Origin of the sequence: Lysinibacillus sp. RC46, from assembly GCF_041262385.1 — a bacterium.
Classification (GTDB): domain Bacteria; phylum Bacillota; class Bacilli; order Bacillales_A; family Planococcaceae; genus Lysinibacillus.
Genome location: NZ_JBGCCF010000009.1, coordinates 1 through 15,039, shown reverse-complemented (window position 1 = coordinate 15,039; position 15,039 = coordinate 1). Strand labels below are relative to the sequence as shown.

8 protein-coding genes and 1 pseudogene are annotated in these 15,039 nt (G+C 37.2%); 7 read left to right on the top strand and 2 right to left on the bottom strand.

From position 1 onward, the window contains the following. Window positions 1-110 precede the first annotated feature (110 nt). From ABH966_RS10105 to ABH966_RS10080, 6 genes and pseudogenes are all read left to right on the top strand, one after another. The gene (locus tag ABH966_RS10105) at window positions 111-4,685 is read left to right on the top strand and encodes a DUF8202 domain-containing protein (protein WP_370077991.1); all 4,575 of its coding nucleotides are present in this window, start codon (window positions 111-113) and stop codon (window positions 4,683-4,685) included. 326 nt (window positions 4,686-5,011) lie between these two features. Beyond that, a pseudogene (locus ABH966_RS10100) lies at window positions 5,012-5,056 on the top strand (hypothetical protein); the annotation flags it as partial. 133 nt (window positions 5,057-5,189) lie between these two features. Further along, window positions 5,190-8,255 (top strand): sensor histidine kinase, encoded by a 3,066-nt coding sequence (locus tag ABH966_RS10095; RefSeq protein ID WP_370077989.1) that lies wholly within the window; start codon window positions 5,190-5,192, stop codon window positions 8,253-8,255. Next, complete coding sequence (locus ABH966_RS10090) at window positions 8,252-9,361, top strand: response regulator (RefSeq protein WP_370077987.1); 1,110 nt, start codon at window positions 8,252-8,254, stop codon at window positions 9,359-9,361. The genes ABH966_RS10095 and ABH966_RS10090 overlap by 4 nt, the downstream gene beginning before the upstream one ends. A 66-nt stretch (window positions 9,362-9,427) precedes the next feature. Next, window positions 9,428-10,591: an iron-containing alcohol dehydrogenase gene (locus tag ABH966_RS10085; RefSeq protein ID WP_370077985.1), complete on the top strand. Its 1,164-nt coding sequence runs from the start codon at window positions 9,428-9,430 to the stop codon at window positions 10,589-10,591. A gap of 187 nt (window positions 10,592-10,778) precedes the next feature. Next, window positions 10,779-11,522 (top strand): hypothetical protein, encoded by a 744-nt coding sequence (locus ABH966_RS10080; RefSeq protein ID WP_370077983.1) that lies wholly within the window; start codon window positions 10,779-10,781, stop codon window positions 11,520-11,522. Window positions 11,523-11,595: 73 nt separating this feature from the next. Here ABH966_RS10080 and ABH966_RS10075 read toward each other — a convergent pair whose 3' ends face one another. Both ABH966_RS10075 and ABH966_RS10070 read right to left on the bottom strand, forming a co-directional pair. Further along, on the bottom strand, window positions 11,596-12,591 hold the full coding sequence (locus ABH966_RS10075) for a cation diffusion facilitator family transporter (protein ID WP_370077981.1): 996 nt from the start codon (window positions 12,589-12,591) through the stop codon (window positions 11,596-11,598). A 15-nt stretch (window positions 12,592-12,606) separates the two neighbouring features. After that, window positions 12,607-13,323, bottom strand: a complete 717-nt coding sequence (locus tag ABH966_RS10070; protein ID WP_370077979.1) for an MgtC/SapB family protein — start codon at window positions 13,321-13,323, stop codon at window positions 12,607-12,609. 509 nt (window positions 13,324-13,832) lie between these two features. On the opposite strand from ABH966_RS10070, the gene ABH966_RS10065 reads away from it, so the two are divergent. Further along, the gene (locus ABH966_RS10065; protein ID WP_370077977.1) at window positions 13,833-14,732 is read left to right on the top strand and encodes a DMT family transporter; all 900 of its coding nucleotides are present in this window, start codon (window positions 13,833-13,835) and stop codon (window positions 14,730-14,732) included. The last annotated feature ends 307 nt before the right edge of the window (window positions 14,733-15,039 follow it).

Sequence of the window (15,039 nt, the reverse complement as noted above, 5' to 3'; positions counted from 1 at the left end):
CTGTTCAGGAAGACTATAGTAAATTGAGGTATGACGGTGTTAAAAATTTGAAAGGGGCGAAAATATTTAATGAAAAACAACGGAGTTTTAAATAGGTAGGAGGGAAAAGGATGCATATCAAAACGAAACAGAAAAAATGGTGGAAGCGTTCACTTACGGTCATGCTTTCACTTACACTTGTGACAAGTAGTGTTTCGCTGACAGGGTTGCCTAAAAAAGCGCTAGCAGCGGATCCTGTGAATCCGGGTGGTGTAAGTACACAACCAGTACTATGGTTGAAATCAAATGAAGGTGTAAAAGAAAGTGCTGGAAATTTAACACATTGGGCTGATCAATCTGTAGCACCAGTGAATTTTACACTTGATATTCCAACAGGACAAGAAGAGAGAACACCGAAGTATAACGTAAATGGTGTGAACTTTAACCCAAGTGTAAAATTTGATAACCCAAGTGGAGCAGCTCACTATAATCAATCTGCTAAATTAGTAGGAGATAAACAGATTACTTTCCAGTCTGGATATGCGGTTTATAAATGGCCTGAAGCTGGGACTGCAGGGGCACTTGTTGGTTCTACGGAAATAATCAAGTACGGTACTCAGATTTTAGGTGGGGGTGGAAGCGGTGGAAACTATTTCGCAGTAGGGACAGGTGCAAACTCTACATGGCGCTCTTTTGGACCTGCTAATAGAAAAATATTCCAAATGGCAAACTATGAAATGAATGATGATGGCACAAAGGCATTAGCAAGAATAAATGGACAGCTGACTACTGTAGGCCAACCAACAATTACAATTAAACCCATTACATTTACACCTGTTATTGGAGCTACTGGACCTGGAGCTTCTGGTAGTAACTTCTCAGGTCTCAATGCTGATGTGGCAGAGGTTATTTTGTATGATGGGGAAATAAGTGCAGATGCTGCTAAAATTGAAACGTATTTAGCCGTAAAATATGGCATTACGTTAAATGATGGTGCTAGCAATTACGTTGCGACGAATAACACGGTTGTGTGGGATGCAAACACCAAGTATCAACAAAATATCGCTGGTATCGGTCGTGACAATGCAGAGGACCTTGAGCAAAAGCAAAGCCGAAGCATTAACGAAGGTACACAGGTTGCAATTGGTGTTGAGGCACTTACAGCTACAAATTTGGCTAATCAAGGTACGCTTACAGATGGACAATATTTGATTTGGGCCGATAACGGCAAGGATCTAGCGTTCACAAAGCAAATCGGCACAACTCACAAAAATCATGCTGAACGTATTTGGAAAGTACAAAATACAGGAAGTGTGGGTGAAGTAGAAATTGCCATTCCAAAGAGTGCTCTTCCAGAAAACACAACATTACGAGTAGGAAGCAGCGATACAGATTTTGCACTAGCGACTGAACATACATTAACAGAGATTACTTTAAATGGCGCACCTCATTATGCTGCAAAAGCGACATTAGCCAATGGTCAATATTTCACGTTTGCAGCGGATGCACCAGCACCACTAAGCGTGAAAGTGGAAGAAATCACAGCGAATCAAAATCAAATTATCGTGTCGTTTGATAAAGACATCAAATTAACAGCACCTGAAGCAACTGGATTTACAGTGACAGTAGGAACTGAAACAATTACACTAACTGATGCCGATGTGAAAGTAAATCCAGCTGATCCAAAGCAATTACTGATTACATTACCAGGGACAGATTCCACTGGTAAATCCGTAAAAGTAGAGTATGACGGACAAGGAAAATTAACAGGTACAGATGGTGTACCGGTAAATAGCTTTGAAGAAACTATGACAAACACTGCCATACCATCTCTACAAATCACGGATCCAACAGGTAAAGTGAGCACTAAGAAACCAGACATTAAAGGAACAGTAGATAAAGACGCAACGGTGAAAGTTGTGATTAAAGATAAAGACGGCAATGAAGTACCAAATGCGAGTGGGAATGCGACGGTTGATGGAAGTGGCAATTGGGCATTCACGCCAAGCATTGACTTAGTAGATGGCGACTACATAATCGAAGTCGAGGCAAAAAAAGGCGACAAGATAGCAAAACAAACGGTAAACATGACAGTAGATACAGCAGCTCCAAATCCAACAGTGGGAGTAACAGCACCAACAGAAACGGTGAGTACAGGTAAACCAACATTTACTGGAACAGCAACACCAGGTGCAACAGTAAAAATCAAAAATTCTGATAACATAACGTTAACAACAACAGCAGATGAACATGGAAACTGGAGCATCACACCGAACAAAGATATACCTAACGGCATATACAATGTCGAGTATACAGCCGAACTTAATGGTCATACATCTGGCATAGTATCAAAACTTTTAACAGTCGATGCGCCAGATAAATCACTTTTAGCGACACGAGTGGAGATTGTCGAAGGCTTAACAAACGAAGATTATACTCCTGAAAGTTGGAATAACTTAGAGCCAGTATTGAGTGCAGCAAAAGCTGTATTGGACAATCCAAATGCAACACAAGCTGACATAGAAGCAGCTTACAATGCTTTAAAAGCAAAACATGATGGATTGGAGTTTGTAGATCCGGATAAAACAGTTGATAAAACGAATCTGCAAAAAGAGCTTACAATTGCCGCTGGGTTTAGCGAGTTGAATTATACGCAAGATAGTTGGTCTGCATTTGAAACGGCAAAAAAAGATGCTCAAGATGTATTCAATAATCCACAAGCAACCCAAGAAGAGGTGAATGCAGCTTGGGAAAAATTAGTTGCAGCGCGTCATGCATTAATAGATGCCCCGACTGCTCCTACAGTAGATAAAACAGCATTGCAAGCTAAAGTAGATGAATCAGCGAACTTATCGGCAGGTAGCTATACACCAGAAAGTTGGTCAAACTACCAAAAAGCGTTAAATGATGCAATAGCTATGTTGACAAAAGGAAGCGCTACGCAAACAGAAATAGACGATGCCTTACAAGCATTAACAGCAGCGCAGAATGCACTTGTAAAGAAACCTACACAACCAACATCAGGTCTAGGCTCACTAACACCATCAACAGGCGCATTAAGTCCAAACTTCTCATCAAAAGTCACAAATTACACAATGAATGTGAATTACGCAACGTCTCAATTAACATTTACAGCACTCCCGAGCAATCCAGATGCTACAGTGACGATGACTGTGAATGGACAAGTTGCGACAAATGGTCTTGTTCCACTCCAAGTCGGTGCAAATACCGTAGTTATTACGGTTCAAGATGGTACAGGAGTCAAACAATATACAATTACGGTTTATCGTGCCGCTGACTCGTCATCAGGCTCAGGCGGTGGCGGAGATACATGGACGACAGCTCCACCAACAACGACTGAACCTGGTACAACTACAACGAAAATCCAAGTGGCATTAGAAATTGATGGCGAAAACCCACTGGAAAAAACAACAGTAGAAATTGAGCGCACAAAACATGCCAAGGGTGAAATCACAGATTTTGTGGTATTAACAGAAGCGAACTCGAAGGAAGCTGTAGAAAAAGCGAACCGAATTGGCAATAACATTGTTCGTATCGTCATTCCGGATGTCAATGATGAAGTAGATAAAGTAACGATAGAAATAGCGAAACAATCTCTTCAATTACTACATGACAATGGTTTATCATTAGAATTTGCTACAGAGAATGGACTGATTGCAATTCCACTCAGCTCAATGGACGGTGTGAATGATAATTTCTACTTCCGTTTAGTACCTGTGAAAAAGGAAAGTGAGCGTAAGGCGATTGAAGAACGTGCAAGAGTGGAGAAGGTTGTCCGTAAAACACTGCAAAGCAATAATGTACGTGTCGTAGCTCGTCCAATGACGATTGAAACGAATATGCCAAGTCGACCAGTACAAGTGACACTTCCATTGAAAGGTGTTAATGTGCCAGTAGCGGCAGCTGAGCGACAAGCATTCCTAGACCAATTAGCTGTCTTTATTGAACATTCGGATGGCGAGAAAAAAGTTGTATTCCCTGAAGTCGTGACAAAGGCGAAGGGTGAACTTGGCTTACGTTTCACAGTGGACAAGTTTAGTACATTTACGATTATTCAGGTGGAAAAGCAAGCTATTCACCACCATGAAGCATACATTAAAGGCTTCCCTAATGGTACATTTGGTCCGGAGAAAAACGTGACACGTGCCCAAGTGGCAACGATGATTGCGCGTATCTTAGGCTATACAGATGGCCAAGCAGTTAGCAAGGCACCATTCAATGATATTCCAAGTAATCATTTTGCAGCTGGCGCAATTGCCTTTGTCAAAGAGCGCGGTATTATGAATGGGGATGTGGATGGCAACTTCCGCGCAAGTGAGAATATCACACGTGCACAAATGGCTACAGTGGTCGCGAACTATAAGCAGCTGCATATCGAAGAAAATGTAGCAATTACATTCAATGATACAAAAGGCCACTGGGCGCAATGGATTATTGAAGCGAATCGTAATGCAGGCATTATTAACGGTCGCGCAGACAGAAGTTTCGCACCAGATGAGCACTTAACACGTGCCCAAGCCGTGGTGATGATGAACCGTATGTTTGAACGCGGTCCACTACATGGTGTGACAACACCAAGCTTCCCAGATGTAAAGGCATCTCACTGGGCGTTTAACGAAATTGAAGAGGCTGCAAAACCTCATGCATATTTCATCGATGAAGAGGGGCAAGAGCAGATTAATTGAATAAGTATGGGCAATTACAGGCTAAGTATTTTTTAGCCTGTTTTTCAGTTATTTATTGATTGAAAAGATTTTTTTGGTAATAAGTTGATATTTTTAAAAGATCTGTTCAGATTCTGTTCAGGCATCCCTTATAGACTAAATAGGAAAATCATGAAGCCGATATTTAGTGAAGGGGAGAACATAAAGATGAAAAATAGCACAACACTTTACGACAAACTATTTAAAGCAGCTATGGCTACAAGTGTAATTGCTGTTGTGGCATCAAACATGGCAAAAGCCGCAAATAGGAAGTATTTACGGATGTCAAAACAACCTCTGACTACTATGAATATGTTAATGAATTGTTTGAACGTGGCTTTGTGAATGGGTAAATTATTAAATAACTTCCCAATTATTGTTCAGAATTTGTTCAAATATTTTATAATAGAAAAAATTACATAAAAAAATAAATGACTAAGCAATCGAATGTATGTAAATAAATCAAACGATAGTAGGAACATAATAATGAAAAAAGATTTTGTAATAGTGTTTAGTATCTTCATGCTATTTGCCATAGTTTTTGTAATAGGGAATAGGCATTATTTTTTAGAAAATAATGACAGTATTGTGAAACAGGGAATGACGGTTGTTTCAAATGAGCAACTTGAAAATAATAACACCATTAAGCTCAATGGAGATTGGTCTTTTTATCCAAACGTTCTGATATCGCCTCAACAGTCATTAGATGATTTCGAAGAGCGGCGTATATCTATGAAAGTTCCTGATAAATGGGAGGATTATTTTCAATTCAATGAAAAAGGTCCTCTTGTCGGTACATATCATCTTGTAGTAAAGGTTCCTACAGAAGGGCAGTATGGTTTGTTTTTTCGCTATATTCACTCATCTAGTCGTGTTTTCATTAATGGTATTAAGGTTGGGGGAAAAGGAAACCCAAGTACGTCTTTCTCAAGCTTTCAATCAGAAAATGATGATACATTTATTGCCATTGGGCAAAGTGACGAGCAAGAGCTTGATATATTAATACAGGTAGCTAGCTACAATAAATATCCGACAGCGGGAATGATTTATCCTGTTGAATTTGGAACAAGGGAGAGCATACAGAATTTCTACGATCACAAGAGGTTAATTGATGTATTGGTGATTTTTGGATATATCGTTTTTGGCATCATTTATCTGACTATCTATGGACAAAGTCGCAAAAGGAAAGAAGAATTGTTTTTCGGACTTTATATGTTACTGATAGGTTTTCAGTCGTCCTTTACTAATCACAAGATTTTCTTTCAAGTTTTTCCTATAGCAGAAACCTTTACGCAGTCACGTTTACAGCTCGGTGTTATCCCTCTAATCGATATTTGTCAAATACTTTTTCTTTATACTATGTATCCACAAGTGGCGAATAAAAAAATTGTCAATACAATTGTTATTTCACTAGGTTGCGTTTTTTTTCTATATGGTATTTATAATCCATTTTATATCGATACAAGTGAAATGACTGCACAAGCAATGATTATTCGACAAATTACATACGTAGCTTTGATTATTTTGTTAACTGGCTACACGCAATTGATGTTAATCCGTGTTATCTTGAAAAAACTAGAAGGTGCACGATATATATTAATCATTTTTACAGGAGGTTGCTGTTATGCGTTATTAGTAATCATTAATTTTTTAATAGAAGTACCTAATGAGTATAGTAAATTGGTATTTTTGGGTTGTACATTAGTTGGCTTCACTTTACTCCTAAACTATCGTATGAATCAGGCCTTTACGGATGCACAGACATTATCAAAAGAGCTATTAGTACACAATCAAATGAAGGATGAATTTTTACTGAAAACCTCCCATGAATTGCGCACACCGTTAAATGGGATTTTGAATTTATCAAAGTCACTAATGGAAGGTGCTGAGGGGCCGTTGAAGCGTACCCAACAGGAGCAAGTGATTTTAATTCATAATGTGACGCAGCGTTTAGGTTATTTAGTAGAGGATTTACTGTTTTCATCCAATTATATGTCTGGCGAAATACGTGTCTCTCCTCGTACAGTGGCAATAACGGTGATTAATGAGGTAGTAGCAGAAATTCGCAGTGTGATGTCTACTAATAGTCACGTACGATTACTCGTTGAAGTAGATTTGACATTGCCACCCATGCTGACCGATGAATTGCGCTTTAAGCAGGTGTTGTACAATCTGTTACACAATGCTATCCAGCATACCGAAATTGGAGAAATTACTGTAACTGCCTATCAGCAAGAGAAACATATGGTCATCGAGGTAAGCGATACCGGAAAAGGGATTCCTGCTCAGGATTTAGAACGCATTTTTAATTCGTTTTATCAAGTGAAAAATAATCATCAGAAAGAGGGCCTTGGAATAGGATTAAGCATTGCAAAAAATATTGTAGATAAATTAAATGGTGATATTTATGTAAAAAGTACTTTAGGAGAAGGAACAATCTTTACATTCACAATGCCTCTTGCAACAGAAGAGCAAGTGGGTATTGAAAACTCATTCGCAATCGTCTCACATGCCAACACATCCAAAATATTACAACTTGAGCTACCGTTGATTCATAATGGAAACGATAAAAAAATACTTGTAGTAGATGATGATCATGTCAATATAAAGGTTTTAGCGGATGTATTAGCACTAAAGGGCTATACAGTGATTGGTGTTGATAATGGCTTTGACGCTATCGACTACATCAAAACGAATCAAGTGGATTGTATGCTAGTCGACTTAATGATGGAAGGTATGTCGGGCTATGAATTATGTAAGCAAGTGCGCAAGCAATATGACATGTTAGAACTACCAATCATTGTTTTAACTGCTATTATGAAACATTCTGATTTAGTGCTAACCTTGCAAGTAGGAGCGAATGATTATTTACGAAAGCCTGTAGCAACTGATGAATTGCTTATACGAATAGAATCATTATTAGCGGTTAGACAATCATCAATAGATGCAATCGAAGTTGAGATGAATTATTTATATGCGCAAGTGACCCCTCATTTTGTCTATAATACACTCAATACAATTATTGGATTGAGCTATTCCGATATGGATAATACAAGGGAAGCACTATACTGCCTAGCAACTTACTTCCGTGCAAAGCTCAATGTTCATTATCGTAACAGTATGGTGTTGATTGAAGAAGAATTGGAGCTCGTAAAAGCATATCTTTATATTGAAAAGATGCGTTTTGGTAATCGTTTAACTGTCAAATATGATATTGATGAATCTATACAACTTATGATTCCAGCATTATCGCTACAGCCTTTAGTGGAAAATGCCGTTTTTCATGGTATTTCCAAAAAGCCAGAGGGAGGTACAATTGAAGTAAGTGTCCAGAGAGAAGGACAATTTGTTCGGATTAAAATACAAGATAATGGGGTAGGTATACCCGCTAAAAAGTTACAACAATTAATTAATGAAGAAAGTTCGCGCATTGGTTTTACAAATCCGTTAAAAAAATTTAAATTAATGAAAAATGCGAGCCTTCGTTTAAATAGTGAGGAAGGAAAGGGGACAACTATTCTAATATTATTACCGAAGGGTGATGGAGCATGAATATTATTATCATAGATGATGAAAAAATGGCTATTGATGTTTTACGTTTCAAGTTAAATCGACTTACACAATTTCAGATTTCTATTAAAGGAACATTTACGAATGCAGCCGATGCCCTGATTTTTCTAGAAAAAGAATCTATTGATGTTGTTTTTCTAGATATAGAAATGATTGATGTGCATGGCTTACAGGTAGCAAAACAATTAAAAGGGAAATCATCATCTACACAAATAATATTTGTTACAGCACATGCCCAATTTGCAGTGGATGCATTTGATGTAGAGGCAACGGATTATTTGTTAAAACCTGTTCATGAGAAGCGGCTCATAAAGGCGTTGATCAAAGCGCAGCAGAAGTTGCAATTACAAGAAGATGTAGCAAAAGTGAAAAAAGAACATCTCTTATATGCACATACATTTGGAAGCTTTTATTTATTGGATGCCCAGCATGAGGTTATGAAGTGGCGTACTAGGAAAGTGCGAGAACTATTTTTATATTTATGGTTTCATCAAAAAAAGCCTATGTTAAATGTTGTCATAATAGAGGAGCTCTGGCCAGATTTAGAATTTGAGAAGGCGGCCAGTAACTTACATACGTCTATTTACCAGTTAAGGAAGCACCTTAAAGAAAAAGGTATTCAAGATCCAATTCGATTGGTCAATAATCATTATCAATTAAATGTGGAAATTGCTAGTGATTATGATAAATTTATTTATTTGCTAGAGCAGAAAAGGCATGATGAAATATCCATCCAGCAGCTTTTAAATTACTATGAAGGTGATTTTTTAGCGGAGGAGGAGTACTCTTGGGCTATTCAAACCCAGCTGCGCTTAAAGCAAGGGATCTTACATGTACTCGAAATGTATATTACTACTACAATTTCTATTAATTCATTACTAAAATTAAACTGTTTACAAAAGACGTTAGAGCTAGATGAGTTTAACGAAAACTATATGTTTCTACTACTAGAATTTTTAATTGGGCAAAACAAAAAACAGGATTGTATAAAGTGCTATGAGAGGATACAAGAAAAATTATCGGAAATTGGTATTTCAGTACCAGAGAAAATTTTTAGTATTTATAATGCTTACATGATTCATGTTTAGGGATCTTTATTCTTTGCTTTCTCCAATATAAATATGAGAAAATCCAAGCAGAAAGGGGCGAATTGAATGGATTCATTTACATTTTATAACCCAGTGAAGTTACATTTTGGTGAAAATGCATTGGAAAAGCTTTCGAATGAGTTAGCGCAGCATGGTAAAAAGGTGCTAGTTGTATATGGTGGAGGTAGCGTTAAGAAAAATGGTGTATACGATGCTGTCATCGAGAAGTTACAAGAAGCCGATAAAACAATATTTGAACTAAGTGGTGTTGAGCCAAATCCACGTGTTGAAACAGCAAGACTTGGTATTGATCTTTGTAAAAAAGAAGATATTGATCTAGTCCTAGCTGTAGGAGGTGGTTCCGTAATTGACTGTTCTAAGCTAATAGCCGCTGGTGCAAAATATGATGGCGATGCTTGGGGTATTGTAAAGCGTAAAGTATTTGTGCAGGACGCTTTACCGCTTGGAACGGTATTAACGCTAGCTGCAACAGGTTCCGAAATGAACTCAGGCTCTGTTATTACAAATGCGGCTACTGAGGAAAAACTAAGCTGGGGTAGCCCTGCGGTATTCCCGAAATTTTCGATTTTAAATCCAGCGTATACGGTGACAGTACCAAAAAATCATACAGTTTACGGTATGGTTGATATGATGTCGCATGTACTTGAACAATATTTCCATAATACGACGAATACACCGATTACAGACGAAATGTGTGAAGGAGTATTAAGAACTGTCATTGCAACAGCACCTGAATTAATAGAAGATTTAGAGAATATTCCGTTGCGTGAAACGATTTTATTAGCCGGAACAATTGGGTTAAATGGATTCTTATCAATTGGCTCTCGCGGTGATTGGGCGTCACATAATATTGAGCACGCTGTATCTGCAGTGTACGATATTCCGCACGCAGGTGGTTTAGCGATATTACAACCACATTGGATGCGTCTATGTGTACCCGTAAATCCAGAACGTTTTGCAGGCATTGCAACACGCGTTTTTGGTGTTGACGCATCAGGGAAGTCTCCAGAAGAGGTTGCATACGAAGGAATTGATCGTTTATCGGCATTCTGGACTTCACTAGGAGCTCCGAGTCGACTTGTAGATTATGAAATTGATGATTCAAAATTCCAGCAAATTGTAGAGCATGCTATGCAAAATGGACCCTTTGGAAACTTCAAAAAATTACAGGAAGAAGATGTGCGAACTATTTTGCAAAACGCTCTTTAATATGAAAATAGACATGAGGCTACCCGTTGTAGTCTCATATTTTTTATTGTGCAAGTGTCCTAACAAAAATCTTAGGAAATAACTAATTCCTTGTCGAATGTTCTCGTTAATTGTAAAATTGTTCAGAATTTGTTCAACTATGTTTATTAAAATAAAGATAATAATAAACTAGGATAGAGAGGGACAAATGTTGAAACAAATGCTTGAAGATTGCAATGTCACATCGGGTTGCATAAAGACTCCATTTCAGCGGCACGTTTATAAAATGCAGAATTGTGTAGAAGTATTGGGGATTGAAACGAAATCACTGCAAGTTGAGAATGACCAAATTGTCACGGGATATATCGTTGATCAAAGTATATTCTTTAAAAGTTTACAATGTGGCCAAACGAATATTACCTTTACAGATGGTGTAAATAAAGCAAATGTACAAGTTTTTGTACGTCCTTCTGGAGAAATCGTTGTAGAAGTGGAACCTTATTTACGAGATGCTGAAATAGTGCTAGTTTATTATCGAACAATACTAGCAGATACAGCTATTGCGATTGATTTAAAAGGTGCTTTAAAACATTATTTGGTGACTCATCAAATGATGAATAATGATGATTCAATTGCAGAGGTACATTACCGATCTATGCATCCTAATGTATTGAAAGATTCTTATGCGGGTAATTTCATATTAGGTTGCTATGCAGATGGAAGAGAGATTACAAATGCAGAAGAATATGCATTAGCTAATCGATTGGCAACATTAAAATTCTCAAAAATCGTTATTCAACAGCAAGGTGTAAAAAAGGTTATTGCATTAAAAATGTTATTAACTTTTATGATAACAGATCATGTTTTTGTAAATAATGAAGAGATTCTAGATTACTTAATAGAAGATACAAAAGAAGTTAAACGAGAACAAAGTCATCTAGTGCTGGTATAATAAATAGCCAACTGCCTGAAATAAGGCAATTGGCTATTTATTTTATTTAGAAAAATTATTTTGGATCATGATGTTATTGTTTGGGTGTTGAGTTTTCCGGTCTTTCACCAATATGCACCCAAGCTAGTTTCCCATCATCCTCATCAAATAAAATGGCTACTTTTGATACGCCTTTCTGACTTGAAATGACCTCTGTTAAATGGTCGCGTACATCATCTAAAAAAGCGAGTGATAGGTTAGGATCAGCTTCGGCAACTAATTCTACATGTAAAAATTCGCCTTCTTTAACGACCTCTAAACGAACAATATCTTTAATGTTTGGATCATCCATAACAAGATGAGCAATATGATTTAGCATTTCTTCGTCTGTTTCACCAATAACCCCACGCGCATTATCAAGGAAAACTTTCGCTACTACATAGAACATCATACAGCCAATAATCATTGATACAAGTCCTTCTATTCTTGTCCAGCCTGTAAAATGTGCGATTAAAATAGCTGCGAAGGCCAAGAAGTTACCGCCTGTAGCCACTAAGTCTTCCATAAACACTAATTTTGTTGCTGGTTTTGCGCGATTTAAATAGGGAAAAGCTTTAGGGATAGCAGTTATTATTCCAGTTTTCTCCTGCCCAGCGTCATGTAGTATTTCAACGGCAGCCTTCGCAAGAACTGACCCTTCTAAAACAATACCAATCAATAATACGCCAAGTGCAATGAACATTCCTTTAGATTCTCCAGCTGGGTGTATAAAATGATGCCAGCCTTCTTTTATAGTTTCATAAGAAAGGATCGCCACAATTATAACAGCAAAAAGACAAACTAAATTTACTATTCGGCCAAAGCCTCCAGGAAACTGTTTTGTCGGTGCTTTTTTCGAAAGCGCTGAGCCGATATAAACGAATAATTGGTTTGCTGCATCTCCTAGTGAGTGCATCATTTCTGCAAACATGGCAACATTACCTGTAAAGAAGAAGGCAACACCTTTAATAATTCCTAAAAAGGCATTGACAACTGCTGCCAACAGAGAAGGTTTATTCCCGTTTTTTAATAGTTTCAATATTTCTGCCACAAAAGAATCCTCCAACTAGTTTAAAATTTCCATCTCGATTTTTTCTATATAGGGTAGTGTTCGTAATGAACGATAAAATGACAGTAAGTTATCAGAGACTATTAATGATAAGCGTAAATCTAATTCGTGAAAAACATGTTCAGGATCCGGAATATCTTGAATGCGTATGTTTTCGATAATAATATTGTTTTCCTTTAGGAATTGTAAAAAGGATTCACTCTTTTCATCATTATTAATCTGAACCTTCAATGATATTTCTCGCATACGAATTCTTCTTGGTCCTATTTTCATTAGAAACGGCGATAAAACCTCAATTCCGAAGACAATGATAATAACGGCTAATGTAGCATCTATATAGAAGCCTGCACCAACTGCAATCCCTATTCCCGCAGCTCCCCAAATCATTGCTGCAGTTGTTAAACCTGAGATACTATCATTCCCGCGTCTTAAAATAACACCTGCTCCAAGAAATCCAATTCCACTAACAATTTGAGCAGCCAAACGAAGGGGGTCCATTGTTATATTGATTCCTGACCTAGGGGGTGTTGAGTAGGCGGTTTCAATCGAAATAATAGTGAGTAAACAGCTAAATGTAGCAATAACTAAGCTCGTTTTTAATCCTACAGGCTTCTTTTTTAATTCCCTTTCGATGCCGATTACTAAACTTAATGTGGCTGCAATTACTAATTTTATGCCAACTTCATATGTAATCATATTTTCCAAGGTTTCCATACGCAACCCTCCACAGATATTTCGTATTGCTAAGAGATATGCAAGGTGTCATTATTATATGTACATTACTTTTTTGTATTGTACATCACGATCGTAATGAAGTATAAGTATTTTTAATTCTTTCTGCACATATTTTTGGTAGCGAAAGAAAGCTGCAGCCACAATTGTTCTATACAGCGAAAGCAAAGCGACAGCCACAAAAGTTTTATGTAGCGAAAGCAAAGCGTCGGCTACAAATGTCTTTACCTCTATATGTAGTGAGATGAATGTGAGTATAAGTTAAAGTTTCCCGCAGATTTCACGGGATTGGAAAGGAGTCTTTAAAGGATGTTAGCCTAAAATCATCGTATCCATGCGATAACGGCTAACTGACCTGCATCGGTAAAAACGCCACGTCCTGTGGCATTACCGAAATGACCGACATCGTGTCGGCCCTCATGCAGGCCTGAGCGTAAAACCGAATCCAGACGTAATGCTACCTAGACAAAATTGATTGGAGGTTGGATTTTATGGAGAAACCAAAAATTCATCCATACATACCTATTTTTATTGGCGTTATTTCAGTATCCTTATCTGCCATATTTGTAAAATTAGCAAATGCAGAAGCGGGGGTTATTGCGTTTTACCGTATGTTCTTTTCGGTGTTAATAATGGCTCCTCTGTTTTTTTGGAAGTACGCTAAGGAGGTAAAGGGATTAAGAATACGTGATTGGCTATTTTCTTCTGTTGCAGGTATATTTTTAGCCTTTCATTTTATTTTGTGGTTTGAATCACTTAATTACACTTCTGTAGCAAGTTCTACAGTTTTGGTTACACTACAGCCATTGTTTGCATTTGTAGGTACATATTTTTTCTTTAAAGAGAACATTACCCTGAAAACCATTTTTGCAGGAGTTATTGCTATTGTCGGTAGTATTTTAATTAGTTGGGGAGATTTTAAACTTAGCGGTACTGCATTTTATGGAGACATGCTTGCTCTTGTCGCGTGCGCACTCGTTACAGCTTACTTTTTATTTGGACAAGATGTACGGAAAAGATTATCTCTTGTGACATATACGATGATTGTTTATGCTGTTAGTACAATTACATTGTTTATCTATGTTCTTATTAAAGGGGAATCGTTCGGTCCATATTCTGCTATGGACTGGATATGGTTTATTTTATTAGCGATAGTTCCTAATTTATTTGGTCATACTCTATTTAATTGGTCTATTAAATACGTTAGTACAAATGTAGTCTCCGTTGCGATCTTATTTGAACCAATTGGCGCGGCCATTTTAGCTCTTCTAATTTTTAAAGAGTATTTAATAGCCACACAAATTTTTGGCGGATTCATTGTTATAGTAGGAATTCTCTTATTTGTAGTCGATGAGAAAAAGATTTTTAAACTTTTTTTAAAAAAAGCTTGATTTATAAATTGCTATATTATATATTATTACTTGTCCTTAACAAGAAGGACGACTTGAAAAAAAGATTTGAAAAAAGATTTGAAAAAAAGTTGTTGACTTCTTATCGGATACAAGTTATGATAATAAAGTCGCTGAAAACAACAGCAACAAAATGAACCTTGAAAACTGAACAAGCAAAACGTAATCAATAAAGTTTTTAGTAACTAACCTAGAGTTGGTGAACGAAACAAAATTTTGGACATCAAACATGATGCCAGCAAAACAATTTGAGCTAATCAAATTTCTTTTTATGGAGAGTTTGATCCTG

What these genes read in the sequence shown, in the direction of transcription:
- ABH966_RS10105 (WP_370077991.1), top strand. Translation starts at nt 111, where the DNA reads ATGCATATCAAAACGAAACAGAAAAAATGGTGGAAGCGTTCACTTACG.
- ABH966_RS10095 (WP_370077989.1), top strand. Translation starts at nt 5,190, where the DNA reads ATGAAAAAAGATTTTGTAATAGTGTTTAGTATCTTCATGCTATTTGCC.
- ABH966_RS10090 (WP_370077987.1), top strand. Translation starts at nt 8,252, where the DNA reads ATGAATATTATTATCATAGATGATGAAAAAATGGCTATTGATGTTTTA.
- ABH966_RS10085 (WP_370077985.1), top strand. Translation starts at nt 9,428, where the DNA reads ATGGATTCATTTACATTTTATAACCCAGTGAAGTTACATTTTGGTGAA.
- ABH966_RS10080 (WP_370077983.1), top strand. Translation starts at nt 10,779, where the DNA reads ATGTTGAAACAAATGCTTGAAGATTGCAATGTCACATCGGGTTGCATA.
- ABH966_RS10070 (WP_370077979.1), bottom strand. Translation starts at nt 13,323, where the DNA reads ATGGAAACCTTGGAAAATATGATTACATATGAAGTTGGCATAAAATTA.
- ABH966_RS10065 (WP_370077977.1), top strand. Translation starts at nt 13,833, where the DNA reads ATGGAGAAACCAAAAATTCATCCATACATACCTATTTTTATTGGCGTT.